Source organism: Micromonospora sp. WMMD712, from assembly GCF_029581295.1.
Taxonomy (GTDB): Bacteria; Actinomycetota; Actinomycetes; order Mycobacteriales; family Micromonosporaceae; genus Micromonospora; species Micromonospora carbonacea.
This window is the reverse complement of sequence record NZ_CP120743.1, coordinates 2,559,253-2,584,323: the sequence shown is the minus strand read 5'-3', so window position 1 is coordinate 2,584,323 and position 25,071 is coordinate 2,559,253. Positions and strand designations below refer to the sequence as shown.

The window sequence follows — 25,071 nt, the reverse complement described above, 5'->3', positions numbered from 1 at the left end:
TGGGCCGGGTACGTCCTGGCGGTCGAGCTGCTGGCGTGACCCGGCTACCCGGTGGCAAGCCAGTCCCGGGGTTGGACTGGTGCGGCAGCCGGAAGCCCCGACCACGCGACCAGGCCGACCCCGCCGGCTTCCGTCACGGCCTCGCTGGCCTGGTCCCTCTGGTTGGTGGGGCGGTGTCCCGGCGGCTGTCGGCGGCTTGCCGCCCCGGTGCAGTAGGCGTCCAGGGCGGCTTGCCGCCGGCCGGGCTTGCCGCCCCGCACCGCGCGGAGCGCGGTGCCTTGATCTACAAAAGAACTATTCGGCAATTCCTTCCTGGCTGACCTTGCCGGCTGAATCATCTTCACGAGGTGGGTGCGCTCGACGCGCTCCGCTCACGTCAACGGCCCGTCGCAAATCCGACTGAAGGCTAATCTCTTCCTCTGTCAAATCCGGAAGATGCCGCACTGTGTTGTCAAGGCCGCTATCTGGATATTCCGACTCCGCTTGGTTCGATAACGTGGTCTGTTCCTTGCCTTTAGGGGGAAGAGTGGATCTGGTTCTGTTCAAGCTTCGTGATGATCTTGACGAGGGTGAGTGGGGTTTGAGGGCTGTAATCGACGAAGACTATAAAGAGGTTGCGGTCAAGGAGATCGAAGGCCTGGAAATCGGATTATATGTAAAATCTTCTAAAGTGAATGTGCCAAAATGGCAGGAAGACCTGATGCTGATAGCGCTTAATCAAAAGGATCAAGAGTTAATAGGGCTTAAGAATCAAAGCACGGGCGCGGTGGTCAAAGTTAAGCGTCATGGGCACAAATTCTTGCTTGTCTATGGAACGGGTCGCCATGCGGTTGATTCAAGCAAAATTGAAGCTGGGTTTGGCCTGAGGGTGGCGGCGAACGCAATTGATGCTGAGGCACTAAAAGGCGTTGATACACGCGCGATTGCCGGGTCGGGGCGTAGTCAGGTGGTTTCGATGCCGTCGGCTGGCTCTCTGCACCGTCTTGGCATTGAACCCACGGTTGACCTTGTGCGGTACCTGGAAGGCAAGCCGCCAGAAGAGATTGGCACCGGAATTGCAGGTGGCGACTCCCTGCGGCTTACGATGAAATCGTTCAGCTATACGTCGTTGCCCCAGAAGCTCGACGAGGTAGTTGCAGCATATGAGTCCCGGGAGTACAAGGAGAAGTTCCCTTTCCTTGACTACTTCACTCGCGTCCCTCGGACAAGAGGTGAACTCCACTCGAAGCTTAAAGCGAAGGTGGATGAACTCCTTCTTTCTGGCGGGGAGGGAGTGGATTTCATGAACCCTGACTCGGATCGTCTGGCTAGCCCTGACCGCTTTCTTCTCAAATGGGGAAGAAAGTCTCTTCAAATCCAAGGTGAGTTAAGCAGGAGCGTCATCCTGGAGGTTATGTCGCAGTGGGAGATTCCTGACCCGATGATGTCTCTCCAAGTGCACGCCTATTTTGATGGAATTGAGAGGTCAGTCAAGACCTCGCTCATGCCTTACCTAGTGACTGAGATTGAGTTGGGGGAGGAGGTGTACGCGCCTTGCTCTGGCGCTTGGTATCGTATTGACAAAGACCACCTTAGTGATCTGCAAGAGCGAGTCCGGAGCATACCTGATTTGACTGGCAATCTTCCTCTTCGTTCTTGGGTTGCGGGGGCGGAGGATGAGGGTAGGTATAACCTTAAAGCGTTGGTGGGCAATGATCATGTCGTGCTGGATAAGTCACTGTTCTATGCCAAGGGTGGCAAGAACCTGAAAGTGGAAGTCTGTGATCTGCTGACAAGGCGTAAGGAAATGATTTGTGTAAAGAAGATGGACCGATCGTCGCCTACTCTTTCGCATTTATTTGCCCAGGGGTCGGTGTCGGCGCGGCTCTTCAGGGACAATAGGCAATACCGGGGTGTCGTTCTTCAGCACCTTGGCAAATTGGTAGGAGTTCCTCGCGTCGGAGACTTTGAGGACTGGAAGGTCGTCTTTGCGATAGCTACGGACAGGCCGGGAAGGATCGCTGATTCGCTGTTCTTTTTCAGTAAGGTAAATCTGGACCTTGCGGTCCGTGCTATTCATGGGGCTGGACTGGGCGTTGCGCTGGCCAAAATCGATTTCATCAAGCCCGGCAGCGTCCCCTCTCCTCGTAGGTCTATAGGGGGAGGCAGGGGGGCAAGTGGCCCTCGCGACGATCGCAACGAGAACCTGCGGCTGTTCTGAGGCCGCAGATTATTCGATAATGTCGATTTTGCTCATCCTCCAAGCTGATAGTAATTTCGGTGTGCTCAACGCTGGGACTGAACGCCATTACGCCTGCAATCTGCGCCGCAAAAGTCATGGCGTCGTCGAGCGTTGAAGCGTTGAAGGGAAGGTGTATCATATAGCGCTCGGTGCTTTCTTCGTACTCGCTCGGCGACTGTGGCTTTCGGCCTTCGTGAGGTGCTGCATTCCTCGCTGCACGGTTATGGGGAAAGTCGGGCATCTCGCTCTCCTTCGTGATCGGTCGGGGTGTGGAGGCATGGAAGGACAGTCTGCACCCTGACCGTTGCCGCTCGCTCGCCTTATCCCGCGGTGGTCGTATCTGCGGTAAGATGCCGCGTCGACACAGCTTCTACTTTGCTAGGAGATATGCCACCAATGGATTGGGATCTAATTGTTCGAGGCTATGATCAAACGTTGCGGAGAAGCGGCTTTGCAAGGGTTTGCGACCAAGGAGCAGACTCCGGCCCGCTTGAGCTCTATAATCGCGCCCTGAATGCCGCTAAGGGTGAGTTGGAAATGCAGCGCTTTCTTGGTGCTCATCCGCATCTTGTCGCTCCAGATGATCTAGGCCTAGGGTGTTGTTGGGTCAAGCCCCACCCCTGGTTTGCGCGTGAATTTGAGCTTGACTTTATGGTGGCTCGCCTAAACAGCGGAGGGCTTTCCTGGCACATAATTGAGTTGCAGCGTCCTGATACTCATCTGTTCAATATCGGTAACCCGGATCGCGGAACTGGTAGGCGTAGGGGTGAGCCGTCCGGGCAACTGAGGGAGGGCATCGACCAGATTGAAAGGTGGCGAGGTTGGCTGAGGAGAGTAGGTCGGGACTCCCTTTCGTTGTCCTATCCGAATTTGGATACCACGGCGGTCGGTGTAGTAATTATCGGGCGTGCGCATAAACGCACGTTGGATGACAATGAGCGCATATCGGAACTGTTTCTTTCTCGCCCGAATCTAATGATTCGATCCTACGACTGGCTCGCGAGGGCGGAGAGGGCACGTCTGGGCAGGGGCGAGGTGGCCCAGGGTCCGGGCTGGTCGCGATGTGGCTTTGATCACGATAATGGGCGTTTTATTTTGTGATCTACGGTCCATTTCTTGCAATTGGAATTGTTTCTAATGATCTGTCGGTTAGAAAGTGCTACAGCTCGTCGATGGCGAAGGCCGCCGCCAAGTCAGCCATGCTGTCGATGACGGCGTCTGCGGCAGCGAACCGTTCGCGCTTGCCGGGCTTGTTGGCGTACCCGATGGCGGCGACTCCGGCGGCGTGGGCGGCCTCGACGTCGCTGACCGAGTCCCCGACCAGGACGCATTCCGCCGGATCGGCACGGAGTTCCCGCACGGCGTCCAGCACCGGGAACGGGTCCGGCTTCATCCGCTCGGGAGCGGCCTCGGGGCGACCGATAACCGGGTGCACGTATCCGATCAGTCGACGGGCGTGCATGTAGGCGTGAACCGAGTCGGCAGAGTTGTTCGACACCACGGCGACCCTGCGGCCGGTCTGGTGGGCGGCGACGATGACTTCCCGGGCGTATAAGGTCGGTTCGGCGGTGCGAGCCGCGGTGACTTCCTCGCGGGTCAGGGCCTTGTCGACCAGGCGGACGACGGAAGCACCTGCTGCCGTTCTTCGGCTCTCGGCAACTGGCGTCAATCAAGCCGGGTCACATCCGGGAGTGGGACGCGGCGATGGTCGGCAAGCTGGCTCCGGCAACCCGGGCCGTCGTCTTCGCGCACCTGCGGACCATCCTCGGTGCGGCCGTCGACGACGAGCGGATCGCCAAGAATCCATGTTCGGCAAAGTCGGCCACGCCGCCGCGACCGGTGCAGCGTCGGGTGGTGCCGTGGCGGTACGAACAGGTTTCGGCAATCCGCGGTGGCCTCGCCCGGCGGTACCGCCCGATGGTCGACCTCGGCGCGGGCTGCGGGCTCCGGCAGGGGGAGATCCTGGGGCTCGGTGTCGATGGCATCGACCTCGATGCGGGGTGGGTGCATGTCTCGCGTCAGGTCAAGCTCGTCCGGTCCCGGCTCGTCTTCGGGCTGCCCAAGAACGACCGTGACCGCCGGGGTGCCGTTGCCCGACTCCGTCGCCCAGGTGCTGCGCCAGCACCTCGACGACTTCGCCCCGGTGCCGCTCACCCTGCCGTGGGAGAACCCGGCCGACGACGAGCGGGTGACGGTGCCGCTGCTGTTCACCACTACCCGGCGGGGTGCGATCAACCAGCGCACCTTCGACAACAAGAGTTGGCGACCGGCTGTCGTGGCGGCCGGCATCACGCCGACCAGGGCCACCGGGATGCACGCGCTCCGCCACTTCTACGCCTCGTCGCTGCTCGACGCGGGGGAGAGCATCAAGGCGCTCGCGTCGTACCTCGGCCACGCCGACCCCGGCTTCACCCTCCGCGTCTACACGCACCTGATGCCGGCCAGCGAGGAACGCACCCGCAACGCGATCGACGAACTGTTTGCCTCGGGGATAAGCCCTGACGGCCCAGCGACGGCCCACAGCGGTTGTCGCCGGGCTCCGCCCCAGCTCAGCGGGCATTTCACCTTCGTAACCCGGCGTACAGGTCGACTCGTCCGTCGCCCACCAGCTCAGCGCCTCGATTGGGGCTCCGAGCTGGTGCTTTGTTGGGTTCTCCGTGTTCCGTGGCCGCTGTTGTTGCGAGGAGTGCGCAGCAACCTGACGGCTGCCTCCAACACGTACAACTCCCTCCGGGCCACGGCTTGGCCCCTCTCGTCCAACTGGTAGCCGTCGAGCCAGATCCAGCCGGCGTACGTGTGCAGTTCGGTGCGGACCTTGATGAGGCGGAAGAAGATCGGCCGTACGAACTGAGGGCTTGCCGCCCGGTTCAGGTGCAGCACGTCACCGGCCTTCACGTCGGCTCTTCCGGTCCCGCCACGCGCGCAGGGTCTCGCCGGCCGCCGCCAGGCGCGGGCATCCGTCGTCGGAGCACTTCGAGCAGACGGAACGGTGGTGGAAGTCGACGACGTAGCCGGCAATCAGGACGGCGAACGGGGGCTCTGGCTGCCGCCGGGGGATCGGCACCGTTCAGCTCTGGTCGAGCCGCTTGATGGCCTGCGCCGGACGCCCAGCGCCGACCCTGGCCATCAGCGGCCACAGCTGTGGTGTTGGGGCAGCGGCGCGGCCGATCCGCGCGTGCGCCCCCTGGCCGTTCCTGGTCGGGGTCGGCTCGCCGGCCACGTAGTCCACTGCTTGGCCGGTGCGCTGGAACCACTTGAATCTAGTCACGCGACAAGGGTAATCGACTAGTGCTCCAAACAACTAGTCCTCTATCAACGTGACACACGCCTAGTCGGCGCATGCCTAGCGTCAGCGACATGGGTAGGAGGCTGCGGTTGGTGGGTTCGGGGGAGATCCGGACCATGCTCGGCGGCGTCTCGCGGCAGCGCGTCTACCAGATCACCAGCCGGCGCGACTTCCCCGAGCCGGTGGCCACGCTCCAGATGGGCAACGTCTGGCTCGCCGAGGACGTCGAGGCGTGGATCGCCGCCAAGCGCGGGGACCTGGACTGACTCCCGTCGAGGAAGGGAGTGTGGGCGCTCAGGCGACCGTGTCGGAGTAGACCTCGACGTCGTAGAGCAACTGCACGTTACGCCGGCCGTTCGTGATGCCGACGAAGACCGGTTCGCCGGCCGGGGTGCGGCCCTGCCGCCACACCGCGTCCCGCGCCGCCTCCCGTGACTCGTGGTGGGTCTTGCCCTCCTGGTGCAGTTGCAGGATGCGTCGGGCGGTGACCCGGTCGCTGTCGAGGTGGACCCGCAGCAGAGGCACGACCCCACTCCCCTCGCCGATCATCGAAGCAACTTACCAACGTTAAGTTGCCTGTCCACCGTACTAGAATGAACTCCATGACCACCACGCCCCCGCCGGTCTGGCTGCGCGCGGAGCCGGCGCGCGCCCGGCGGAAGCCGCCGCTGACCCTCGACCGCATCGTGGGCGCGGCGGTGACCCTGCTCGACGCCGACGGCATCGAGGGCCTGACGATGCGCCGCCTCGCCCACCGGCTCGACGTGACGGCCACCGCGTTGTACTGGCACGTCAAGACGAAGGACGACGTCCTGGACCTGGCCGTCGACGGGGTCTTCGGCGACGTGCCGGTCCCCGAGGTGACCGACGACTGGCGACAGGACGTCCTCGTCCTCGTCCGCGCCTGGCGCGCCGCGATGCTGCGCCATCCCTGGGCGCCGGGGCTGATCGGGCGGCCGATGCTCGGGCCCAACGTCCTGGCCCGCACCGAGTTCCTCCAGGCGGCGCTGGTGCGCGGCGGCTGTGGGGGGCTCCGGCTCGCGGTGGCCACGCGGATGCTGGCCAACTACGTCATCGGCGCGTCGCTCACGGAGGCCACCTGGCGGCAGCACGCGGACCCCGGGGTGAGGGCCGCCGCCCGCCAGCACGTCGCCGCGAGCGCCGACGCCTATCCGACCCTCCACGCCTCCGGCCATCTGGACGACACCCGGTGGGACGACGACCTGCTGTTCGAGGAGGGCCTCGACGGCATTCTCCGGGCGGCGGCACGCGCGGGCACAGCGGGTCGACCGGGCCGGGCGGGGGCATCGGACTGACCGGGCCGGGCGGCCGTCAGGCGGGGGAGAGGGCGGCCACCAGCTCGGCCATGCTGTCGATGGTGGCGTCCGCCGTGGCGAGCCGGGCGCGTTTGCCGGGCTTGTTGGCGTACCCGATGGCGGCGACCCCGGCGGCGTGGGCGGCCTCGACGTCGGTGGCCGAGTCGCCGACCAGGACGCAGTCCGCCGGTTCGGCGTCCCACTCCCGCAGGGCCGCGAGCACCGGGTACGGGTCGGGCTTCATCCGCCCCGGCGCGCCCTCGGGGCGGCCGACGACCGGGTGCACGTACGAAGTGAGTCCGCGGGCGTCCAGGTAGGCGCGGACGCACGCGGCGGAGTTGTTCGACACCACGGCGACCCGGCGGCCGGCGCGGTGGGCGGCGACGATGGCCTCCCTGCCGTACGGGGTCGGCGCGGCGGTGCGGGCCGCGGTGACCTCCGCGCGGGTCAGCGCCTCGTCGACCAGCCGGACGACGGCGGGGCGGCCGAGCGTGGCGGTGAAGCGCAGCACGGCGAGCGGGTCGGGCTCGTGCCGGATCCCGGGCGGCAGGGGCACGCCCCGGCCGGCGAGCAGCCGGCGCAGCTCGTCGGCGACGGCCGACGCGGGGTGTCGGGCGAAGACGGCGCACACGGGCCCGTCGAAGTCGAGCAGGAGCACGCGGGCGCGGCCGACGAGGGAGGCGAGAACGGCGGTCACGGCCCGGCGGCCCCGTCGGGCTGCGCCGGGCCGGGCCGGGCCGCTGCGGGGGCGGTCCGGTCCTGGCCCGCAGGTTGCAGGGCGACGACCGCCGCGAGGATGAGTGCGCCGCCGAGCAGCGCCGGCGCGGTGAGCCGCTCACCCAGGAGCAGTGCCGCCAGGAGGGCGGCGGAGAGCGGCTCGACGAGGGTGGCCACCGTGGCGGCCGACCCGGACGTCGTCCGCAGCCCGGCGTAGAGCAGGCCGTACGCCAGGGCCATCGTCGCGACCCCGAGGTAGGCCAGCAGGGCGAGCGAGGCGGGGTCTGCCGTGAGCACCGGCTCGCCCGCGGCGAGGGCGATCCCGAGCCAGGGGAGCAGGGCCAGCGTCCCGGCGGCGGTGGCGCACGTGGTCAGGGCCACGGAGTCGACCCGCTGGGCCAGGGTGTGCCCGAGCAGCGTCGTCGCCGCGTACGTGGCCCCGGACGCGACGGCGAGGACGATCCCGAGCCCCGGCCGGCCGCCGGGGGCGGGTGAGCCGTGTCCGGCGGTCGCGCTGATCAGCACCAGCCCGGTGAGCGCCGCCGCCAGCACGGCCACCTCGCGCAGCGACGGGCGGGACCGGGCGGCGGCGTGCTCCCAGGCGGCGGTCAGGACCGGTGCCAGCCCGAGCGAGACGACGGTCGAGACGCTCACGCCGACCAGCAGGACGGAGCCGAAGTAGAGGGCCTGGTAGAGGGCGGTGCCGACGCCGACCACGACGGCCAGCACCGGGTGGGTGCGCAGCGTCGCGAGCACGACGCCCGACCGGCGGGTCACCGCGGCGAAGCCGACCAGGGCGACGGCGGCCAGCGCCATCCGCCATGCGCTGACCGTCATCGCGCCGAGGCCGTCGCGGTTGTGCAGCACGGTGACCACGAGCCCGCCGGTGCCCCACAGGACGCCGGCCGCGCAGACCTGGAGCAGCCCGATTCGGGTACGTCGGTGCGTGGCCCCCGCTGTCGTCGTCACGGCACCAACCTATGCGGCGCGGGAAGCCCGTTCGATCCGATTACGCCGCCGTGGTGCCATCCATGGCGGCACCGCTGTGCCAAGTTGGCTTGTTCGTGTGCCATAGATGTGCCATAGTGATGCCATGGACCTGACCTCCTACGTGAGCAACCTCGGGCGCGAGTTCGCCACCCTCGCCGAGGCCGGCGGCGACGAGTCGCGGTTGCTGGTCGAGCGCCTGACCGGGCCGCTGGAATCGGCGATCCGGATGACCCTGCTGGAGGCGCTGTCGGCCGCCGCCGACGAGATCACCCGGGACCTGGCCCCGGGTTCGGTGGAGCTGCGTCTGCGCGGGCGCGACCCCGACTTCGTCGTCACCCCGCCGCCCGCCGAGCCGCTCCAGCCCGCCGCGGCAGGCGTCGCGGCGGCGGGTGGCGGCACACCGGACGCCGTCCCGCCGATCGCCGAGGACGGCCCCGCCGCGCGGATCAACGTGCGCCTGCCCGAGCAGCTCAAGGCCGCGATCGAGGAGGCGGCGGCGCGGGAGGGCCGCTCGGTCAACGCCTGGCTGGTCCGCGCCGCCACCGCCGCCCTGCAACGGCCCGACCACGACCAGCGCCCCGAGCCCCGCGACAGCGGCAGGCGCGCCCGGCAGAGCTTCACCGGCTGGGTGCGCTGACCGCACCCGCCCCACGCCGCCCCGGGCGGCACCACGCCACGCCAGCCCGGGCGGCACCCGCCCCACGCCGCCCCGGGTAGCGGCACGGCACGCCGCACCGGGCGGCACCACCCTCATGCCGGGCCGCACCGCGCAGCACGCCGGGCGCGCCGCCCCGGCCGCACGTCCCCGACCTGCGGGGACGACCCACCCACCCACGATGTGGAGACGACCATGCCTACTTTCGAGACCCCCGAACCGATCTCCGTCACGCTGGAGCTCGGCGTGGCCCACGTGCGGGTCGCCGCGAGCGACCGGACCGACACCGTCGTCGAGGTCCGGCCCAGCGACGAGACCGACGAGTCCGACGTGCAGGCCGCCGCGCAGGTCCGGGTCGACTACGCCAACGGCGCGCTCCAGGTCACCGGCCCGAAGCGCACGTTCGACTTCTCCAAGAAGAGCAGGTCGGTGGAGGTCTCCATCGAACTGCCCAGCGGCTCCCCGCTCTCCGCCCACCTGGTGATGGGCGACGTCCGCTGCGCCGGCCGGCTCGGCGAGTGCCGGATCAGGACCACCGGCGACGTCCGGGTCGAACGGGCCGGCCCGCTGCGCCTGCACACGGGGATCGGTCACGTCACCGTCGACGCCGTCGCGGGCGACGCCGAGGTCTCCACCGGCTCCGGCAGGGTCGAGCTCGGCGAGGTCGAGGGGGCCGCGACGGTCAAGAACTCCAACGGCGACACCAGCATCGACGCGGCCACCGGCGACGCCCGGGTGCGCGCGGCCAACGGCGACATCCACGTCGAGCGGGCCGGTGCCGGCGTCGACGCGAAGACGTCCAACGGCAGCATCCGGCTCGGCGAGGTGGTCCGCGGCGCGATCGTGCTCGGCACCGCCGCCGGGAACCTGGACATCGGCATCGCCGAGGGCACCGCCGCCTGGCTGGAGGTCAACACCGGGTACGGGCACGTGCGCAACCTGCTGGAGAACACCGGCCGGCCCGGCGGGACCGAACAGACCGTCGAGGTCCGCGCCGCCACCTCCTACGGCGACATCACCATCCACCGCTCCTGACCCCCCTTGCGGCCCGAGGAGAGAACAACCATGTCCAGTACGCGAACCCGGCCGGCGATCGCCGCGACCGGCCTGCGGAAGTCGTTCGGCGACCAGGTCGTACTCGACGGTGTCGACCTGTCCGTGCCGGCCGGCACGGTCTTCGCGCTGCTCGGCGCGAACGGCGCGGGGAAGACCACCACCGTGCGGATCCTGTCCACCCTGCTCGTGGCCGACGCCGGTGACGTCCGGGTCGCCGGGCACGACCTGGCCCGTGAACCCGGCGCGGTGCGCGCCGCGATCGGGGTCACCGGCCAGTTCTCCGCCGTGGACAACCTGCTCACCGGCGAGGAGAACCTGCTGCTGATGGCGGACCTGCACCACCTGCCCCGGGCCGAGGGCCGGCGGCTCGCCGCCCGGCTGCTCGCCCGGTTCGACCTGACCGACGCGGCCCGCAGGCCGGCGTCGACCTACTCCGGTGGCATGCGGCGGCGGCTCGACCTGGCGATGACCCTGGTCGGCAGCCCGCGAGTGATCTTCCTCGACGAGCCGACGACCGGGCTGGACCCGCGCAGCCGCCGCACCATGTGGCAGCTCGTCCGGGAGCTGGTGGCCGGCGGCGTCACCATCTTCCTCACCACGCAGTACCTGGAGGAGGCCGACGAGCTGGCCGACCGGATCGCGGTCCTCGACCGGGGCCGGGTGGTCGCCGAGGGCACGGCGGAGGAGCTCAAGCGCCGCATCCCCGGCGGGCACGTCCGCCTGCGGTTCACCGACGAGCAGAGCCTCGACGCGGCCCGGCGCGTGCTCGGCCCGGTCCCGCGGGACGGCGACGCGCTGGCCCTGCGGGTGCCCGGCGACGGCAGCCTGCGTTCGCTGAGGACCCTGATCGGCCGGCTCGACGACCAGGCCGTCCAGGTCGACGAGCTGTCCGTGCACACCCCCGACCTCGACGACGTCTTCCTCGCCCTCACCGGCGGCCCCACCGACGAGAAGGTGACCACCCGATGACCACCCCCGCCCTCACCGGCCCCGCCCCGGCGGCCCTCCGCCTGCACCCGCTGCGCGACTCGGCGACGATGCTGCGCCGCAGCCTCCGGCGCATGCTGCGCTACCCGTCGATGACCGTGACGCTCGTCGCGATGCCCGTCGTCTTCCTGCTGCTGTTCGTCTACGTGTTCGGCGGCACGCTGGGCGCCGGGCTCGGCGGGGCGGTGCCCGGTGGCGCGGCCGGCGGGCGGGCCGCGTACGCCAACTACGTGGCCCCCGCGATCATCCTGATGACCGTGACGGCGGCGGTCCAGGGGACGGCGATCACCATCGCCATGGACCTGACCGAGGGGATCGTCGCCCGGTTCCGCACGATGCACATCGCCCGCGTCTCCGTGCTGACCGGACACGTCCTGGGCAGCATGATCCAGGCGGCGTTCAGCGTGGCGGTGGTGACCGGGGTGGCCCTGCTGGTCGGCTTCCGGCCCGCCGCCGGGCCGGGCGGGTGGCTGGCCGCGGCCGGCTTCCTGGCGGCGGTGGCCTTCGCGCTGGTCTGGTTGGCCGTCGCGCTCGGCCAGGTGAGCGGGAGCGTCGAGACCGCCAGCAACCTGCCCATGCCGTTGGTCCTGCTGCCCTTCCTCGGCAGCGGGTTCGTCCCCACCGACTCCATGCCGGCCGGGCTGCGCTGGTTCGCCGAGCACCAGCCGTTCACGCCGATCATCGAGACGCTGCGCGGCCTGCTGATGGACGAGCCGGTCGGCGGCGACGCGTGGGTGGCGCTCGCCTGGTGCGCGGCCATCGCGCTGGGCGGCTACCTCTGGTCCAGGCGGCTGTTCAACCGGGAGCCCGCGCGCTGACGGTGGAGTTCCCGGTGCGCCCATCGGACACCCCGATCAGCCCGCCTGGCGCGTAAAATCCAACTACTTCGATACGTTGGGTTGGTCTGCTCGGCGGGCCTGATGGGAGTGACGGTGCGGAACCTGCTGGCCCAGTTGCTCGGCATCGCGACCGCGATCTCGCTGGTCGCCGTCGGCGGCACCGCGCCGGTCCCCGAGAAGGCGGCCGACGTGCGGGGCGCGCCGACGGCGGCGGCGGACTCGCCGGACGATCTGACCGGCGACATCGACTTCTCAGTGCCGAGCGGCACGTTCCAGGGCGGGCTCTCCGTCTCGCTGGGCACGAGCGTGGCCGGCGCCGAGATCCGCTACACGACCGACGGGACGCTCCCCGGGCCGGACTCCCGCCGGTACGACGACACGCCCCTGCTGCTCTCCGGCACCACCCAGCTGCGGGCGCGGCCGTTCGCCGACGGCACGCCGGCCGGCGATCCCGGCACGGCGCTCTACCTGGCCCGGGCCACGGACGTGAGCCTCGACCTGCCGATCCTGGCGATCGACGGGTACGGGCAGGGAAAGCCGGGCCGGGACTACGTCGACGCGGCGGCCCTGCTCTTCGAGCCGACCGGGGGATACGCGTCGCTCTCGGCGACGCCGACCCTCGCCACCCGGATCGGCTACCACCTGCGCGGCACGTCGAGTTCCCTGTTCGACAAGGCCCCGTACCGGGTCGAGTTCCGGGACAACGAGGACGACGACGCCGACTATCCGGTGCTGGGGATGCCCGCGGAGTCCGACTGGGTGCTGCGGGGCCCGTACACCGACAAGGCGCTGATCCGGGAGGCGTTGACCTTCGACCTGGCCCGCCAGCTGGGGTACCAGGCGCCCCGGTACGCCTTCGTCGAGTTCTATCTCAACGTCGCCGACCGGCCGTTGGGCGCCGAGGACTACCAGGGCGTCTACATGATCGTGGAGACCATCAAGAACGCGAAGAACCGGCTCGACCTGAAGGAGCTCGATCCCGACGACGTCACCCTGCCGGCCATCTCCGGCGGGTACATCTTCAAGTTCGAGTGGCTGACGGCCGAGGAGCCGACCCTGGAGTGCGTGGGGCGGTCCGCGACCTGCTGGCACTACCTGGAGGTGGTCGACCCGTCGCCGCTGCAACCGGAGCAGCAGGCCTGGCTCACCGGCCACCTCCAGCAGTTCAACGACCTGATGCAGACCCGAAGCTTCGCCGACCCGACGACGGGCTATCCCGCCTGGATCGACGTCGGATCGTTCGTCGACTCGCTGATCCTCAACGAGCTGACCCGCAACTTCGACGCCTACGCCCGCAGCTCCTACTTCTACAAGGACCGGGGCGGCAAGATCACCGCCGGGCCGCTGTGGGACCTCGACATCACCTACGGCGTCGGTGGCGGGGACAACCTGGAGACGGCCGGCTGGCAGTACGAGCAGCCGCGCTGGCCGAAGCCCAACAACTGGATCAACCGGCTGGTCACGGACCCCGCGTTCGTCGGGTTGGTCCGGGCCCGCTGGGCCGAGCTGCGCCGGGGTCCGCTCTCCGGTGCGCAGCTCGACGCCCGGTTCGCCGCCATCACGGCCCCGCTGGTCAATGCCGCCGAACGGAACTTCCAGCGGTGGCCGAACCTGACCACCGAGAAGATCGGGCCCATCGTCACCCCGACCGCCGACACCTGGCAGGGGCAGGTCCGGTGCATGCGGGACTGGATGACCGAGCGGATGGCGTGGCTGGATTCGTCCGCCGGCTGGGGCGGGGCCGCCGCAGCCGGCGGGTGAGCACCACCCAGCCGTGATCATGTCGGCGAGACGGGGGCATCCGGCTGGTCGGGACACCCCCATCTCGCCGACATCGCGAACCGGACCCGGCCCGCCGGGCCAGGCCGGACCGCGGCCAGTCCAGGTCAGGCCGGACCGGGGTCAGTCCGCCGCGTCGACCGTGCGGGGCCGGTCGTCCTCCGCCGGACGCGGGGCGACGACGTGCACCGACACCCCCGCGTTGCGGTTGTGCGTCTCGATCCAGGTGTCCAGCGCGGTGCGGCAGGCGTGGTCGACGTGCCGCAGCCCGCGCAGGTCCAGCCGGACGGTCCGGTCGGCCGGCAGATCGTTGAGCGTGGTGAGGATGGTGGGCAACCGCAGGAAGGTGGCGTTCCCGGTGATCGCGACCTCGACCGGCCCCGGGCCGGCGTCGCCCGCGGCGGCGTCCCGCCCGGTGGGGCCGCCCGCGGCCGGGTCGGCCACGGTGGCGTCCCGCTCCGCAGGGTCGCCCGCCACCGGAACGTCGCGCACGGTGACCCGGACGTGCGAGATCTCCCACGCGGTCTTCACCACGGCCAGGCCGAGGCCGACGAGCACGCCGGTGAACATGTCGGTGGTGAGGATGGCCAGGGCCGTCACCGCCAGCACCACCGCCTCGCCCCGGTGCTGCCGCCACAGCTCCGGCAGCGCGCGCAGCGGCAGCAGCTTGACCCCGGCGTGCACGAGCACGGCGGCGAGCGCGGGCAGCGGCATCAGCCCGATCAGGCCGGGCGCGGCGGCGGCGAACAGCAGCAGCCACAGCCCGTGCAGCACCCGGGACGCCTTCGTCCGCGCGCCGGCCCGCACGTTGGCGGAGCTGCGGACGATGACGGCGGTCATCGGCAGGGCGCCGAGCAGGCCGCAGATCGTGTTGCCGGTGCCCTGCGCCACGAGTTCCCGGTCGAAGTCGGTGCGGGGGCCCCGGTGCAGCCGGTCGACGGCCGCCGCGCTGAACAGGCTCTCCGCCGAGGCGACCAGGGTGAACGTGGCGATCGTGGCCAGCACCCCGACGTCCGCGAGGGTGCCCCAGTGCCCCAGCGACGGCTGCATCGCCGCGAGCAGCCCCTCGACCTCGATGGTGTCGACGGGCAGCCCGAGCGCGGCGGTCACCCCGGCCGCCGCCACGACGGCGACGAGCGCGCCGGGGACCGTCCGCAGCCGACCGGGCAGCCTGTCCCAGCCCACCATCACGGCGATGGTGGCCACGCCCACGGCGAGCGAGACCCGCGCCTGCGCGGACGTGACGACCTCGCCCACCAGCCCCGGCAGGCCGGTGAACTTGCCCGGCCCGGTGTGTGGCGCGGCGACGCCGGCCAGGACGTAGAGCTGCCCGGCGATGAGCAGCAGGCCGATGCCGGCGAGCATGCCCTGCACCACCGACACGGTGATGGCGCGGAACCAGCGGCCGAGCCGCAGCAGCCCCAGGCCGACCTGGAGCAGCCCGGCGACCAGGACGATCGTGCCGAGGCCGGCGAGGCCGTAGCGGTCCACGGCCTCGGCGACCAGCACGGTCAGGCCGGCGGCGGGGCCGCTGACCTGCATGCTGCTGCCGGGCATGAACCCCACGACGAGGCCGCCGACGATGCCGGTGACCAGGCCGAGTTCGGCCGGCACACCGGAGGCGACGGCGATGCCCACGCAGAGCGGGAGGGCGACGAGGAAGACGACGACGGAGGCGGACAGGTCGGCGCGCAGGGTGCGCCAGGGCAGGGCGGGAGGCGACATCGTTCACATCCGGGGAAGGCGGGGCGAGCGGGCGACGGGTCGGCCGCCGACGCCGGCCGCCGGCTGGCCGCACCGCCGGCGGGGCCGGGGGTACGGGTGTCGGCGGCGCGGTGGCCGGCGGGTGACCGCGTGGTGGTCGGGGTTCGCGAAGGTGCCCGACGGGCCGGGGGGACGTCCGCGCCGCCCGCCGGCCGTACGCCGCCCGCGACGGCGGGCGGTCCGGTTTTCCGGCTGGCGTCGCTCAGCAGCGCAGGACGCGCAGCCGGATCGGGTCGGGTCCGGCGTCGGCGGTGGCGGGGCGACCGTCGGCGGTGCTGCCCCGGCGCACGGCGGCCTCGGGCAGGGCCGACCCGGCCTGCGGCCCGGGGTCGCGTCGGTCGGTGCCCTGGCTGCCCCGGCCGGACCGGCTGACCGAGCCGCACGCCTTCCCGTCGAAGCGGGGCACGACGGTGGGGTCCGGCGGCTGGTCGGTGTGCGCGGCGAGCGTGGTCACGAGGCGGTACGCCTCCAGGGCGACCCGCCCGGACCGTCCGGTGCGCGGCGGCACGCCGGCCCGGGGGGCCGCCGCGGACCGGGCGGTCGCGCGGACCGGGGTGCCGGGGTCGGCGGCCGACGCGGCGGCGACGGTGGCCGGGGCGACTGCGGGGTGCGGCGCGACGGCGACGGCGACGGCGTCGAGCGGGGCGCGGCAGGCGAGGCCGACGTGCAACAGGAGCGCGCAGACGAGCAGCGGGGCGAGGCGAACGGCGGTGCCGGGTCTGCGCTGCACCGCTCACCCCCAGGCCGGTACGCGTACACGCACGCCGCGTGCCACCACACCGTAGAGCCTCCGACCCGTGTTGCCGGTTACGCCCCTTTTAACGGAATGATGCGTACGGTGGGCGGCTGGCCGGGCCCGGACGCGGTGCGGCCCCGGAGCGACGGGCGCTCCGGGGCCGACCTGGGGCGAGGGGGATCAGCTGGTGGGGGAGACGTACAGCAGGCGGTTCGGGGAACCGGTGCCGGGGCTGGTGACCACGCCGGCGGTGGCCGTGCTGGTCAGGTACGAGGCGACCTGGGCCGGGGTCCAGGTCGGGTTGTTGGACAGCACGCGGGCGGCGGCGCCGGCCACGTGCGGCGAGGCCATCGAGGTGCCGCTGATGGTGTTGGTCGCCGTGTTGCTGCTGTACCAGGCCGAGAGGACGTCCACGCCCGGGGCGAAGATGTCCAGGCAGGTGCCGAAGTTGGAGAAGCTGGCGCGCGCGTCGTTGCTCTGCGTCGCCCCGACGGTGATCGCCGTGGGGACGGCGGCCGGCGAGGAGGTGCAGGCGTTGGCGTTGGAGTTGCCGGCGGCCACCGCGTAGGTGACCCCGTCGGCGATGGAGTTCGCCACGGCGGTGTCCAGCGACGAGTTCGCCCCGCCGCCGAGGCTCATGTTCGCCACCGCCGGCTGGCCGGCCTGGTGGTTGGAGGTCACCCAGTTGACGCCGCCGATGACGCCGGCGTTGGTGCCCCGGCCCCGGCAGTTGAGCACCCGGACGGCGACGAGCTTGACGTCCTTGGCCACGCCGTACGTGGTGCCGCCGACGGTGCCGGAGACGTGGGTGCCGTGGCCGTTGCAGTCGGCGGCCGGCAGCGCGTTGTCGACCGCGTCGTACCCGTCGACGGCCTGGCCGCCGAAGTCGTTGTGGTTGACGTTGATGCCGGTGTCGATGATGTACGCCGTCACGCCGGTGCCGGCGCTGGTGTAGTTGTACGACTTGCTCAGCGGCAGGGCGGCCTGGTCGGTGCGGTCCAGCCCCCACGGCGGGTTCGCCTGGGTGGTCTGGAGGCTGACCTCGTGGTTCTGCTCGACCCAGGCGACGGCCGGGTGCGCCGCGAGGCGCTTCGCGGCGGCCTCGGAGAGCCGCACCTCGAAGCCGTTGAGCGCCGCGCCGTACACCTGGGCGACGCTGCCGCCGAACTGCTTGGCGAGGCTGCCGGCGGAGCTGGCGACGGCGGCGGCCCGGGTGCCGGCCTTCCCGCCGACGGCGCTGTCCTTCAGGACCACGATGTAGCTGGAGGGAACGGCGGTGGCGCCACCGGCGTGGCGGATCTCGCCGGTCGCGGGCGCCGCGGACACCGGGCCGCCGATCATGGTGGCGGCCAGCGCCGAAGCAGTCAGCACGCCGAGGGTGGCGGCCTTGCGGTGGAGCGTCATCTATCGGTCTCCTCTGTCGTCGACCGCGTCGACCTGCGGGTACGCGGTCTGAGATCGTGAGGACAGGCTATCGAGAGATCCACAGCGAGCTATATATCGAATGGGTCATAGCATCGTGTTATCTCGTCGCGCACGGCCCGCTGGAACGCCCGGGCCGCCGCGCCGCCGGGTGGTCGGCCGCCGCGCCGCGCCGCGATCGCCCGCTCGATCAGGCCCGCCGCCGGGTGCCCCTGCCCGACCAGCCGCCGCCCCGCCGCCACCTTCGGCAGCCAGCCGCCGTCGCGGCAGCGCACCAGCGCGCGGCACGCGCCGAGCACCGCGTCCTCGGTGCCGGCCGCCGGCTCGTCGCCGGGCGGGGTCGGCAGCGCGAGCCACCAGGTCAGCGCGTCCACCAGCAGCCGGCGCAGGTCGGCCGGCGTCAGGTCGGCGAACGCCTCCCCGGCCGGCGGCCCGAGCAGGGCCAGGCCGCCGGCGTGCAGGATGCTGCGGTCCAGCCCGTACCAGAACCGGCCGTCGGCGGCCGCCCGCTCGTCGCCGGACCAGGTCACCCGGGGCGGCATCCGGGCGCCCGTGTTCAGCTCCACCTCGAAGCCCGGCTCCGGGGTGCCCGACCGGGCCACGTCCCGGCGGTAGACGACCAGCTCCAACCCGCGCGCCGGGCAGGGCAGCGCCTCGTGCCGCAGCCGGGCGACCAGCTCCCGCTTGCGCCCGGCGGGCAGGGGCCGCGCGCACAGCAGCGCCACGTCCACGTCGCTGCGCCCCGGCTGGTACGCGCCCAGCGCCACCGACCCGGCCACGTACGCGCCGACGAGGTCGTCGCCGAGCGCCTCCCCGGCCGCGGCGACCAGCTCCGTCAGGTAGCGCGCCACCTCGATGTCCACCGTCGCATTGTGGCGTCCCGGCCGATCAGGGGCGGTCCCGCTCCAGCAGGGCGGCGAGCCGCGCGGCGGTCGACGGCGCGTGCAGGTGCAGCCGGGCCACGTTGATGCTGTCCTGCCCCACGACGGCGAGCAGCGCCTGCCGGCTGACGGCGTAGACGCTCAGGTAGCCGTGGTCGTTGCGGACGGTGGACTGCTGGAACTCGCCCTGGCTCAGCCGCAGCCCCACCTGCCGGCCCAGTCCGTACGTGGTCGCGGCGAGCGCGGCCAGGTCGTTCGGGTCGACGTCGGTCTGCATGTTGTGGGTGATGAGCAGGCCGTCCACCCCGCCGAGGACGCAGCCGTGCACGCCGGGGATCTGCACCCGCAGGTCGGCCAGCTCCTGCCCGATCGCCGCGTACGGCAGCGCGGGGTCGCCCGCCAGCGAGGGCGGGAACGCCCGGGGCGTCGGCAGTTCCCCCGGCTGCCGCGCGGTGCGCCGGGGCAGGACGGTTCCGGTGCTGTCGACCACGCTCACAGCTCCAGGCTCTCCTCGATGACGCGGAGCTGGTGCCGGGCCATCGCCAGGTTGGCCCGGCTCTTGCTCACCATCAGGTAGAGGAACAGGCCCTTGCCCGTCCGGCTGGTGACCGGCCGGATCAGGTGGTACTGCGAACCGAGGGTGATGAGGATGTCCTCGATCTCGTCGTTCAGGTTCAGCATCTCGATCGTGCGCAGCTTGGCGCGGACCACGTCCGTGTTGCCGGCGGCGGCGATCGTCAGGTCGATCTCCCCGGTGCCGCCGGCCACGCCGAGCGTCATCCCGCTGTTGTAGTCGACCAGCGCGGCGCCGATCGCGCCATCGATGTTCATCGCACTCTTGAGCGCGACGTCAAGATTCGCCACGGTGTCGTCCCCCAGGTCGGGCGGCGGGCGTCGCCTCGGCGTTGCCGAGGGTCACCCGTCGGTGACGGGTGCGCCGCGCCGCGCAGAAGGTTTCGCAGAGGCTTGCACACGGCGCGGCGGGGCGCACCCGCGAGCGGACGTATCGACCTGAGCGGAGGTGTGAGCCGTCCGCCAGTCCCGTAAATGGGACCCGGTGACGGATGGCACGTTATCGTCCAGGCTGATATGAAGCCCCCCAGGCTGGGTGGTAGGGGACGGGACCGTTCTTACCGACCGGCGCGCGGGTTGCGCCGCGCCGCTGGGCCCGCGCCGGTCCGCCCGGCGACGGGTTCCGCCGTTTCGGCCCGGCGGCCGGTCAGCACGTCTACTGTGGAAGACGTCGGCGACCATTTGCCTGAACCGGTGGCGGCCGGGCGGTGCGCGGTGCACAGTGATCCCATGAGCGACAGCGGAAGTGGTGGGCACTACTACTGGTGCACCCGACACCACCGGGTCGAGACCGAGGCCGACGTCTGCGCGGCGCGGCACGTGCTCGGGCCGTACGCCTCGGCGGCCGACGCGGAGAACGCCCTGCAACAGGTGCGGGAGCGCAACGACGCGTGGGACGCCGAGGACGCCCGTTGGGCCGGGGAGGACAGATAAACGGCGCGGGACGGCCCGCGTCGAGGAACTCCGTGCCCCGAGAGGAGGCACGCGAGAGCATGTCCCCAAGGAGGGAACCACGATGGCCGAAGCACAAAAGGCCACCACCCGCCCGGCCGCCCAACGTACGACCGCGAAGAAGACCGCCGCGGCCGGACGGGCCACGGGCACGACCCGGGCCGCCGGCACGGCGACCCGGCGGCCGACCGTGACCAAGGCGTCCCCGAACGCCTCCGGCGCCGGGGCCGGCCGGGTCCCGGCGAAGAAGGCGGTCGCGAAGAAGGCCGCCGCGACGAAGGTGGCGGCCAGCAGGACCCCGGTCGGCAGCAGGACCACGGCGAAGAAGGCGCCCGCCACGCGGACGTCGGCGAAGAAGGCCCCGGCCGCCAAGAGCACGGCGGCGAAGAAGGCGTCCGCGACGGCGGCGAAGCGCACGGCCACCGCCGCGAAGCGGACCGGCGCGACGGCGGCGAAGAAGGCCCCCGCGAAGAAGACCACCGCCGCCCGCAAGGTCACCTCCACCGCGCGGAAGACCACCGCCACGGTCCGTGGCACGGGCGCGGCGGCGAAGAAGACCGGCACGGCGGCGGCGAAGCGGACGACGACGGCGGCGAAGAAGGCGCCCGCGACGGCGGCGAAGCGCACGGCCACCGCCGCGAAGAAGACCACGGCCGCCAAGAAGGCCCCGGCGACGAAGCGGACCACGGCGGCGAAGAAGGCCCCGGCGACGAAGCGGACCACGGCCGCGAAGAAGGCCCCGGCGGCGAAGCGGACCACGGCCGCGAAGAAGGCCCCGGCGGCGAAGAAGACCACGGCCCGGAAGACCACGGCGGCGGCCCGGTCCACCGGTGCCACCCGCACGGCCACCGCCAGGAAGGCGCCGGCGAAGAAGCCGACGTCCACCCGCACCCCCTGACCCGCGGGCGGGTGGGGGTGCCAGGATTGGGCCGTGCTGATCCGACGCGTCCTCGCGCCCCGCATCGACTTCGGCGCGCTGCGCCGCGAGCTGGAACTGCCCGACCGGTTCCCGCCCGCGGCGCAGCGTGAGGCCGAGGCGGCGGCCGCCGCGCCGCCCCGGCCCGCCGTCGACCGCACCGACGTCCCGTTCGTCACCGTCGACCCGGCCACCTCGCGGGACCTCGACCAGGCGATGCACCTCGCCCGCCGCCCCGGCGGCGGCTTCCGGGTCCGGTACGCCATCGCCGACGTCGCCGCCCACGTGCGCCCCGGCGGCGCGCTGGAGGAGGAGACCTGGCGGCGCGGGCAGACCGTCTACCTGCCCGACGGCAACGTCCCCCTGCACCCCGAGACCCTCAGCGAGAGGGCGGCCAGCCTGCTGCCCGACCAGGACCGGGCGGCCGTGCTGTGGACGATCGACCTCGCCCCCGACGGCGGCACGGTCGCCGTCGCGCTGGAACGCGCCCTGGTGCGCAGCCGCGCCAAGCTGGACTACGTCGGCGTCCAGGCCGCCGCCGACGCCGGCCGGCTGCCCGAGCCGATCGCCCTGCTCCCCGAGCTCGGCGCGCTGCTCACGGCGCGCGGCCTGCGCCGGGGCGCGGTCAACCTGCCGCTGCCCGAGCAGGACGTCGAATCCGACGGCGACGGGTGGCGGCTGGTGCTGCGCGGCCCGGCGCCGATGGAGGAGCACAACGCGCAGATCTCCCTGCTCACCGGGATGGCCGCCGCCGACATCATGCTGGCCGGCGGAGTCGGCCTGCTGCGCACGATGCCGCCGCCGAGGCCGGAGGCGGTGGCCCGGCTGCGCACCGCCGCCGCCCCGCTGGGCGTGCGCTGGCCGGACGGCGTCGGCGTCGGCGAGTTGCTCGCCGGGCTGGACGCCGCGGAGCCCCGGGCCGCCGCGTTCGTCGACCAGGCGGCCGAGCTGATGCGCGGCGCCGCGTACACCGCGTTCGACGGCGCGCTGCCCGAGCAGCCGGCGCACGGCGGGGTCGCCGCCGCGTACGCCCACGTCACGGCCCCGCTGCGGCGGCTGGCCGACCGGTACGCCACCGAGGTCTGCCTGGCCCTGCACGCCGACCGGCCGGTGCCCGACTGGGCCCGCGCGGCGCTGCCCAGGCTGCCGCAGGTGATGGCCGCGACCGACCGGACGGCCGGCGCGGCCACCCGGGGCGCGGTCGAGCTGGCCGAGGCGGTGCTGCTGGCGCACCGGGTCGGCGAGAGCTTCGACGCGGCGGTGCTGGACGTCGACGAGCCGCGGCCGGGCCGGCAGCCCGGCGGCACGGTGGCGCTGGACGCCCCGCCGGTGCGGGCCCGCTGCACGGGCGTGCTGCCGCTGGGCGAGCGGGTCCGGGTCCGGCTGGTCACCGCCGACCCGGCCACCCGGAAGGTCCTCTTCGCGCTGGCCTGACAGCCGTCGCGCGCCGGTGGGCCGCGCGGCGCCGGCGGGCCGCGCGCAGCGCCCGGAGCGGCCCGGCGGGCCTTCGCACCGTGCCCGACGCCGCTGCCGGCCCGCCTCGTTTGCGAGGATGGGGCCATGGCATACGACGCGAGCACGCTGCCCGACGTGTCCGGGCTGACCGTCGGCATCATCGGCGGCACCGGCGACCAGGGCCGGGGCCTGGCCTACCGGTTCGCCCGCGCCGGGCAGTCCGTGCTGATCGGCTCCCGGTCGGCCGAGCGGGCCGCCGAGGCCGCCGCCGAGATCGCCGCCCTGCGGGGCGTGCCCGCCGAGGCTGAGGTCGTGGGCGCGGGCAACGACGAGGTCGCCCGGCGCAGCGACGTGGTCGTGATCGCGGTGCCGTGGGACGGGCACGCCGCCACCGTCGCCGCCCTGGCCGGGCCGCTCGCCGGCAAGATCGTCGTCGACTGCGTCAACCCGCTCGGCTTCGACCGGCAGGGCCCGTACGCGCTGACCGTCGCCGAGGGCAGCGCCGTCCAGCAGGCCGCCGCCCTGCTGCCCGACTCGCGGGTCTGCGCGGCGTTCAACCACGTCAGCGCCCCGCTGCTGGCCGACCCGGAGGTCGACCGGATCGACCTCGACGTGCTGATCTGCACCGAGGACCGCGAGCTGGTGGACGTCGTCGGCGCGCTCGCCGCCCGGATCCCCGGGATGCGGGGCATCTACGCCGGCCGGCTGCGCAACGCCCACCAGATCGAGGCGTTCACGGCCAACCTGATCGCCATCAACAAGCGTTACCGGGCCCACGCCGGGCTCCGCGTCACCGACCTCTGAGCGACGCCCGCCCCGGGCCCGGCGGCTCCGGTCGGTCGTGGCGGGTCGGGCCGGTCGCTGCGGGTCGGGCCGCGCGATGTCGGCGACCTGGCGGTATCCCCACCGTCCGGATACCGCCATGTCGCCGACGTGGAGTCGATCACCACCGGGCTGCCGCGCCGGGGCGGCACACAGCGGCGGTGGAAGGCCGCCGGCGCACCCGCTCCGGCGCGCGGATCAGAGGTTCGGGTCGACGCCGACCTTCTTGCAGGCGGCGTTGGCCTTCGCGCCGGCCTTCTCCAGGGCGGCGCTGTCCTCGGCCGCGGCCTCGACGTCCGCGGCGTTCGCGATCCTGCGGGCCTCCGCGCCGACCGCGGCCAGCGCGACGGCGACCTCGCTGCCGGAGCCGCCCGTCGCGGGCGCCACCTCCGACATCTCGGTGAACGCCTTCTTCATCGCCGCCGCCGGGTCCCCGCCGTCCACGACGGCCTTCATCAGCGCCTTCTTCGAGTCGTCCGCGACCTTCTTCGCGGTCTCGCAGAGCTTCTTGTCGGCGGCCGGGTCGGCGGAGGCGGGGGCGGCGGCCGTCGGGGAGGCCGCACCGGTGGTCGGGGCGGCGGCGGTGGTAGCAGTGGCGGCGGCCGAGGTGGGCGCGGCCGTCGGGGCCGTCTCCTCCCCGCCGCACGCCGCGAGCGCCAGCACGGAAACGCAGGTCAGGACAACCGTTGAGATACGAACATGATCCACGAGCGGGTACCTTACCGTTGCGTCCGCTGGCCGGACGCCCGCGTCACCTCGGCCGCCTGCCGCCGCCGTCGGCGCGGGCCGCCGGGCGCCGCGGTGGACGACGTGGGGCACGCCGCCCGCCGCAGCGCCGGACGCGTCAGAAGGTGTGCTCGGCGGCCGGGAACTCGCCGTCCCGGACCTCGTCGGCGAACCGTCGGGTCGCCTCGGTCAACGCCCCGGCCAGGTCGGCGTAGCGCTTCACGAACCGGGGGGCCCGCCCCGTGCGCAGGCCGGCCATGTCCTGCCAGACCAGCACCTGCGCGTCGGTGTCCGGCCCGGCCCCGATGCCGACCGTCGGGATCGTCAGCTCACCGGTGATGCGCTTGGCCACCTCGCCCGGCACCATCTCCAGCACCACCGCGAACGCGCCCGCCTCGGCCACCGCGAGGGCGTCGGCGAACACCTCGTCGGCCGCGTCGCCGCGCCCCTGCACCCGGTACCCGCCGAGGGTGTGCTCGCTCTGCGGGGTGAAGCCGACGTGCGCCATCACCGGGATGCCGGCCCCGACGATCGCGGCGACCTGGTCGGCGCAGCGCCGGCCGCCCTCCAGCTTGACCGCGTGGCAGCCGCCCTCCTTCATGAACCGCACGGCGGTGCGCAGCGCCTGCGTCGGCCCCTCCTCGTACGAGCCGAACGGCAGGTCGCCGACGACCAGCGCCTGCCTCGTCGCCCGCACCACGGCGCGGACCAGCGGCAGCAGCTCCTCGGTGGTCACCGGCAGCGTCGTCTCGTAGCCGAAGACGTTGTTCGCCGCCGAGTCGCCGACCAGCAGCGCCGGGATCCCGGCGGCGTCGAAGATCGACGCGGTGTACTGGTCGTACGAGGTGAGCATCGACCACTTCTCGCCGCGCTCCTTGGCGGCGAGCAGGTCGCGGGTGCGCACCCGCCGGGTGGCCGGGCCGCCGTAGAGGGCGGTCACCTCGGTCGGGGTGGACTCCACCATGACTGTCTCCTTCCT

Annotated in this window: 26 protein-coding genes and 1 pseudogene; 13 read left to right on the top strand and 14 right to left on the bottom strand. The window is 72.0% G+C overall.

The features are described 5' to 3' along the window. Positions 1 to 526 precede the first annotated feature (526 nt). The gene (locus O7633_RS10795) at positions 527 to 2,200 is read left to right on the top strand and encodes a DUF6119 family protein (protein ID WP_282327632.1); all 1,674 of its coding nucleotides are present in this window, start codon (positions 527 to 529) and stop codon (positions 2,198 to 2,200) included. Positions 2,201 to 3,380: 1,180 nt separating this feature from the next. On the opposite strand, the pseudogene O7633_RS10790 reads toward O7633_RS10795, so the two are convergent. Next, positions 3,381 to 3,848 (bottom strand): annotated as a pseudogene (locus O7633_RS10790) (HAD family hydrolase); the annotation flags it as partial. Positions 3,849 to 3,886: 38 nt separating this feature from the next. Then, complete coding sequence (locus tag O7633_RS10785) at positions 3,887 to 4,231, bottom strand: hypothetical protein (RefSeq protein WP_282327631.1); 345 nt, start codon at positions 4,229 to 4,231, stop codon at positions 3,887 to 3,889. 61 nt (positions 4,232 to 4,292) lie between these two features. Here O7633_RS10785 and O7633_RS10780 point away from each other — a divergent pair, with 61 nt between their 5' ends. Beyond that, positions 4,293 to 4,988 (top strand): tyrosine-type recombinase/integrase, encoded by a 696-nt coding sequence (locus O7633_RS10780; RefSeq protein WP_282327629.1) that lies wholly within the window; start codon positions 4,293 to 4,295, stop codon positions 4,986 to 4,988. 300 nt (positions 4,989 to 5,288) lie between these two features. Here the strand turns inward: O7633_RS10780 and O7633_RS10775 are convergent, their stop codons facing one another. Further along, a complete protein-coding gene (locus tag O7633_RS10775; RefSeq protein ID WP_282327627.1) occupies positions 5,289 to 5,489 on the bottom strand; it encodes a hypothetical protein in 201 nt (66 codons plus the stop codon). A gap of 71 nt (positions 5,490 to 5,560) precedes the next feature. On the opposite strand from O7633_RS10775, the gene O7633_RS10770 reads away from it, so the two are divergent. Then, positions 5,561 to 5,773 carry a DNA-binding protein gene (locus O7633_RS10770; protein ID WP_278128413.1) on the top strand — a complete coding sequence of 71 codons (213 nt, stop codon included), beginning with the start codon at positions 5,561 to 5,563 and terminating at the stop codon, positions 5,771 to 5,773. Between the two features lie 28 nt (positions 5,774 to 5,801). On the opposite strand, the gene O7633_RS10765 is transcribed toward O7633_RS10770, so the two are convergent. Next, a complete protein-coding gene (locus O7633_RS10765; protein WP_278128411.1) occupies positions 5,802 to 6,032 on the bottom strand; it encodes a hypothetical protein in 231 nt (76 codons plus the stop codon). 77 nt (positions 6,033 to 6,109) lie between these two features. Between O7633_RS10765 and O7633_RS10760 the strand changes: the two genes are divergently transcribed. After that, complete coding sequence (locus tag O7633_RS10760; protein ID WP_282327625.1) at positions 6,110 to 6,823, top strand: TetR/AcrR family transcriptional regulator C-terminal domain-containing protein; 714 nt, start codon at positions 6,110 to 6,112, stop codon at positions 6,821 to 6,823. Positions 6,824 to 6,839: 16 nt separating this feature from the next. Here the strand turns inward: O7633_RS10760 and O7633_RS10755 are convergent, their stop codons facing one another. Both O7633_RS10755 and O7633_RS10750 read right to left on the bottom strand, forming a co-directional pair. Then, a complete protein-coding gene (locus tag O7633_RS10755; protein ID WP_282327624.1) occupies positions 6,840 to 7,520 on the bottom strand; it encodes an HAD family hydrolase in 681 nt (226 codons plus the stop codon). After that, positions 7,517 to 8,509: an EamA family transporter gene (locus O7633_RS10750; protein ID WP_282327622.1), complete on the bottom strand. Its 993-nt coding sequence runs from the start codon at positions 8,507 to 8,509 to the stop codon at positions 7,517 to 7,519. The genes O7633_RS10755 and O7633_RS10750 overlap by 4 nt, the downstream gene beginning before the upstream one ends. A gap of 124 nt (positions 8,510 to 8,633) precedes the next feature. Between O7633_RS10750 and O7633_RS10745 the strand changes: the two genes are divergently transcribed. The 5 genes from O7633_RS10745 (at position 8,634) to O7633_RS10725 (ending at position 13,828) form a co-directional block, all read left to right on the top strand. Continuing rightward, positions 8,634 to 9,167: a YlcI/YnfO family protein gene (locus tag O7633_RS10745; RefSeq protein ID WP_278128404.1), complete on the top strand. Its 534-nt coding sequence runs from the start codon at positions 8,634 to 8,636 to the stop codon at positions 9,165 to 9,167. A 213-nt stretch (positions 9,168 to 9,380) separates the two neighbouring features. After that, positions 9,381 to 10,220: a DUF4097 family beta strand repeat-containing protein gene (locus O7633_RS10740; protein WP_282327621.1), complete on the top strand. Its 840-nt coding sequence runs from the start codon at positions 9,381 to 9,383 to the stop codon at positions 10,218 to 10,220. A 30-nt stretch (positions 10,221 to 10,250) separates the two neighbouring features. Further along, positions 10,251 to 11,210, top strand: coding sequence for an ATP-binding cassette domain-containing protein (locus O7633_RS10735; RefSeq protein WP_278128401.1), 960 nt, complete (start codon positions 10,251 to 10,253; stop codon positions 11,208 to 11,210). Then, positions 11,207 to 12,046 (top strand): ABC transporter permease, encoded by an 840-nt coding sequence (locus O7633_RS10730; protein ID WP_278128399.1) that lies wholly within the window; start codon positions 11,207 to 11,209, stop codon positions 12,044 to 12,046. Before O7633_RS10735 ends, O7633_RS10730 begins: the two co-directional genes overlap by 4 nt. A gap of 114 nt (positions 12,047 to 12,160) precedes the next feature. Continuing rightward, entirely contained in the window at positions 12,161 to 13,828 is a 1,668-nt protein-coding gene (locus tag O7633_RS10725) for a CotH kinase family protein (protein WP_282327620.1), read from the top strand. A gap of 141 nt (positions 13,829 to 13,969) precedes the next feature. On the opposite strand, the gene O7633_RS10720 is transcribed toward O7633_RS10725, so the two are convergent. From O7633_RS10720 to O7633_RS10695, 6 genes are all read right to left on the bottom strand, one after another. Beyond that, the gene (locus tag O7633_RS10720; RefSeq protein WP_282327619.1) at positions 13,970 to 15,571 is read right to left on the bottom strand and encodes a SulP family inorganic anion transporter; all 1,602 of its coding nucleotides are present in this window, start codon (positions 15,569 to 15,571) and stop codon (positions 13,970 to 13,972) included. A gap of 241 nt (positions 15,572 to 15,812) precedes the next feature. Beyond that, positions 15,813 to 16,340 (bottom strand): hypothetical protein, encoded by a 528-nt coding sequence (locus O7633_RS10715; RefSeq protein WP_282327618.1) that lies wholly within the window; start codon positions 16,338 to 16,340, stop codon positions 15,813 to 15,815. A 186-nt stretch (positions 16,341 to 16,526) separates the two neighbouring features. Further along, positions 16,527 to 17,750 (bottom strand): S8 family peptidase, encoded by a 1,224-nt coding sequence (locus O7633_RS10710; protein ID WP_282327617.1) that lies wholly within the window; start codon positions 17,748 to 17,750, stop codon positions 16,527 to 16,529. An 89-nt stretch (positions 17,751 to 17,839) separates the two neighbouring features. Continuing rightward, the gene (locus tag O7633_RS10705; RefSeq protein ID WP_278128392.1) at positions 17,840 to 18,631 is read right to left on the bottom strand and encodes a nucleotidyltransferase domain-containing protein; all 792 of its coding nucleotides are present in this window, start codon (positions 18,629 to 18,631) and stop codon (positions 17,840 to 17,842) included. 25 nt (positions 18,632 to 18,656) lie between these two features. Beyond that, on the bottom strand, positions 18,657 to 19,145 hold the full coding sequence (locus O7633_RS10700; protein ID WP_282327616.1) for a roadblock/LC7 domain-containing protein: 489 nt from the start codon (positions 19,143 to 19,145) through the stop codon (positions 18,657 to 18,659). Further along, positions 19,142 to 19,513 carry a hypothetical protein gene (locus tag O7633_RS10695; protein WP_074474762.1) on the bottom strand — a complete coding sequence of 124 codons (372 nt, stop codon included), beginning with the start codon at positions 19,511 to 19,513 and terminating at the stop codon, positions 19,142 to 19,144. The genes O7633_RS10700 and O7633_RS10695 overlap by 4 nt, the downstream gene beginning before the upstream one ends. A gap of 438 nt (positions 19,514 to 19,951) precedes the next feature. On the opposite strand from O7633_RS10695, the gene O7633_RS10690 reads away from it, so the two are divergent. From O7633_RS10690 to npdG, 4 genes are all read left to right on the top strand, one after another. Further along, complete coding sequence (locus O7633_RS10690; RefSeq protein ID WP_036372683.1) at positions 19,952 to 20,155, top strand: hypothetical protein; 204 nt, start codon at positions 19,952 to 19,954, stop codon at positions 20,153 to 20,155. 82 nt (positions 20,156 to 20,237) lie between these two features. Then, a complete protein-coding gene (locus O7633_RS10685) occupies positions 20,238 to 21,071 on the top strand; it encodes a histone (protein ID WP_282327613.1) in 834 nt (277 codons plus the stop codon). A 33-nt stretch (positions 21,072 to 21,104) separates the two neighbouring features. After that, positions 21,105 to 22,523, top strand: a complete 1,419-nt coding sequence (locus O7633_RS10680; protein ID WP_282327611.1) for an RNB domain-containing ribonuclease — start codon at positions 21,105 to 21,107, stop codon at positions 22,521 to 22,523. 126 nt (positions 22,524 to 22,649) lie between these two features. Further along, positions 22,650 to 23,348 carry an NADPH-dependent F420 reductase gene (npdG, locus tag O7633_RS10675; protein ID WP_278128385.1) on the top strand — a complete coding sequence of 233 codons (699 nt, stop codon included), beginning with the start codon at positions 22,650 to 22,652 and terminating at the stop codon, positions 23,346 to 23,348. A 216-nt stretch (positions 23,349 to 23,564) separates the two neighbouring features. Here npdG and O7633_RS10670 read toward each other — a convergent pair whose 3' ends face one another. Both O7633_RS10670 and panB read right to left on the bottom strand, forming a co-directional pair. Further along, positions 23,565 to 24,029: a hypothetical protein gene (locus O7633_RS10670; protein ID WP_282327608.1), complete on the bottom strand. Its 465-nt coding sequence runs from the start codon at positions 24,027 to 24,029 to the stop codon at positions 23,565 to 23,567. A gap of 181 nt (positions 24,030 to 24,210) precedes the next feature. Beyond that, positions 24,211 to 25,056, bottom strand: a complete 846-nt coding sequence (gene panB / locus O7633_RS10665; RefSeq protein ID WP_282327607.1) for a 3-methyl-2-oxobutanoate hydroxymethyltransferase — start codon at positions 25,054 to 25,056, stop codon at positions 24,211 to 24,213. Positions 25,057 to 25,071: the final 15 nt, after the last annotated feature.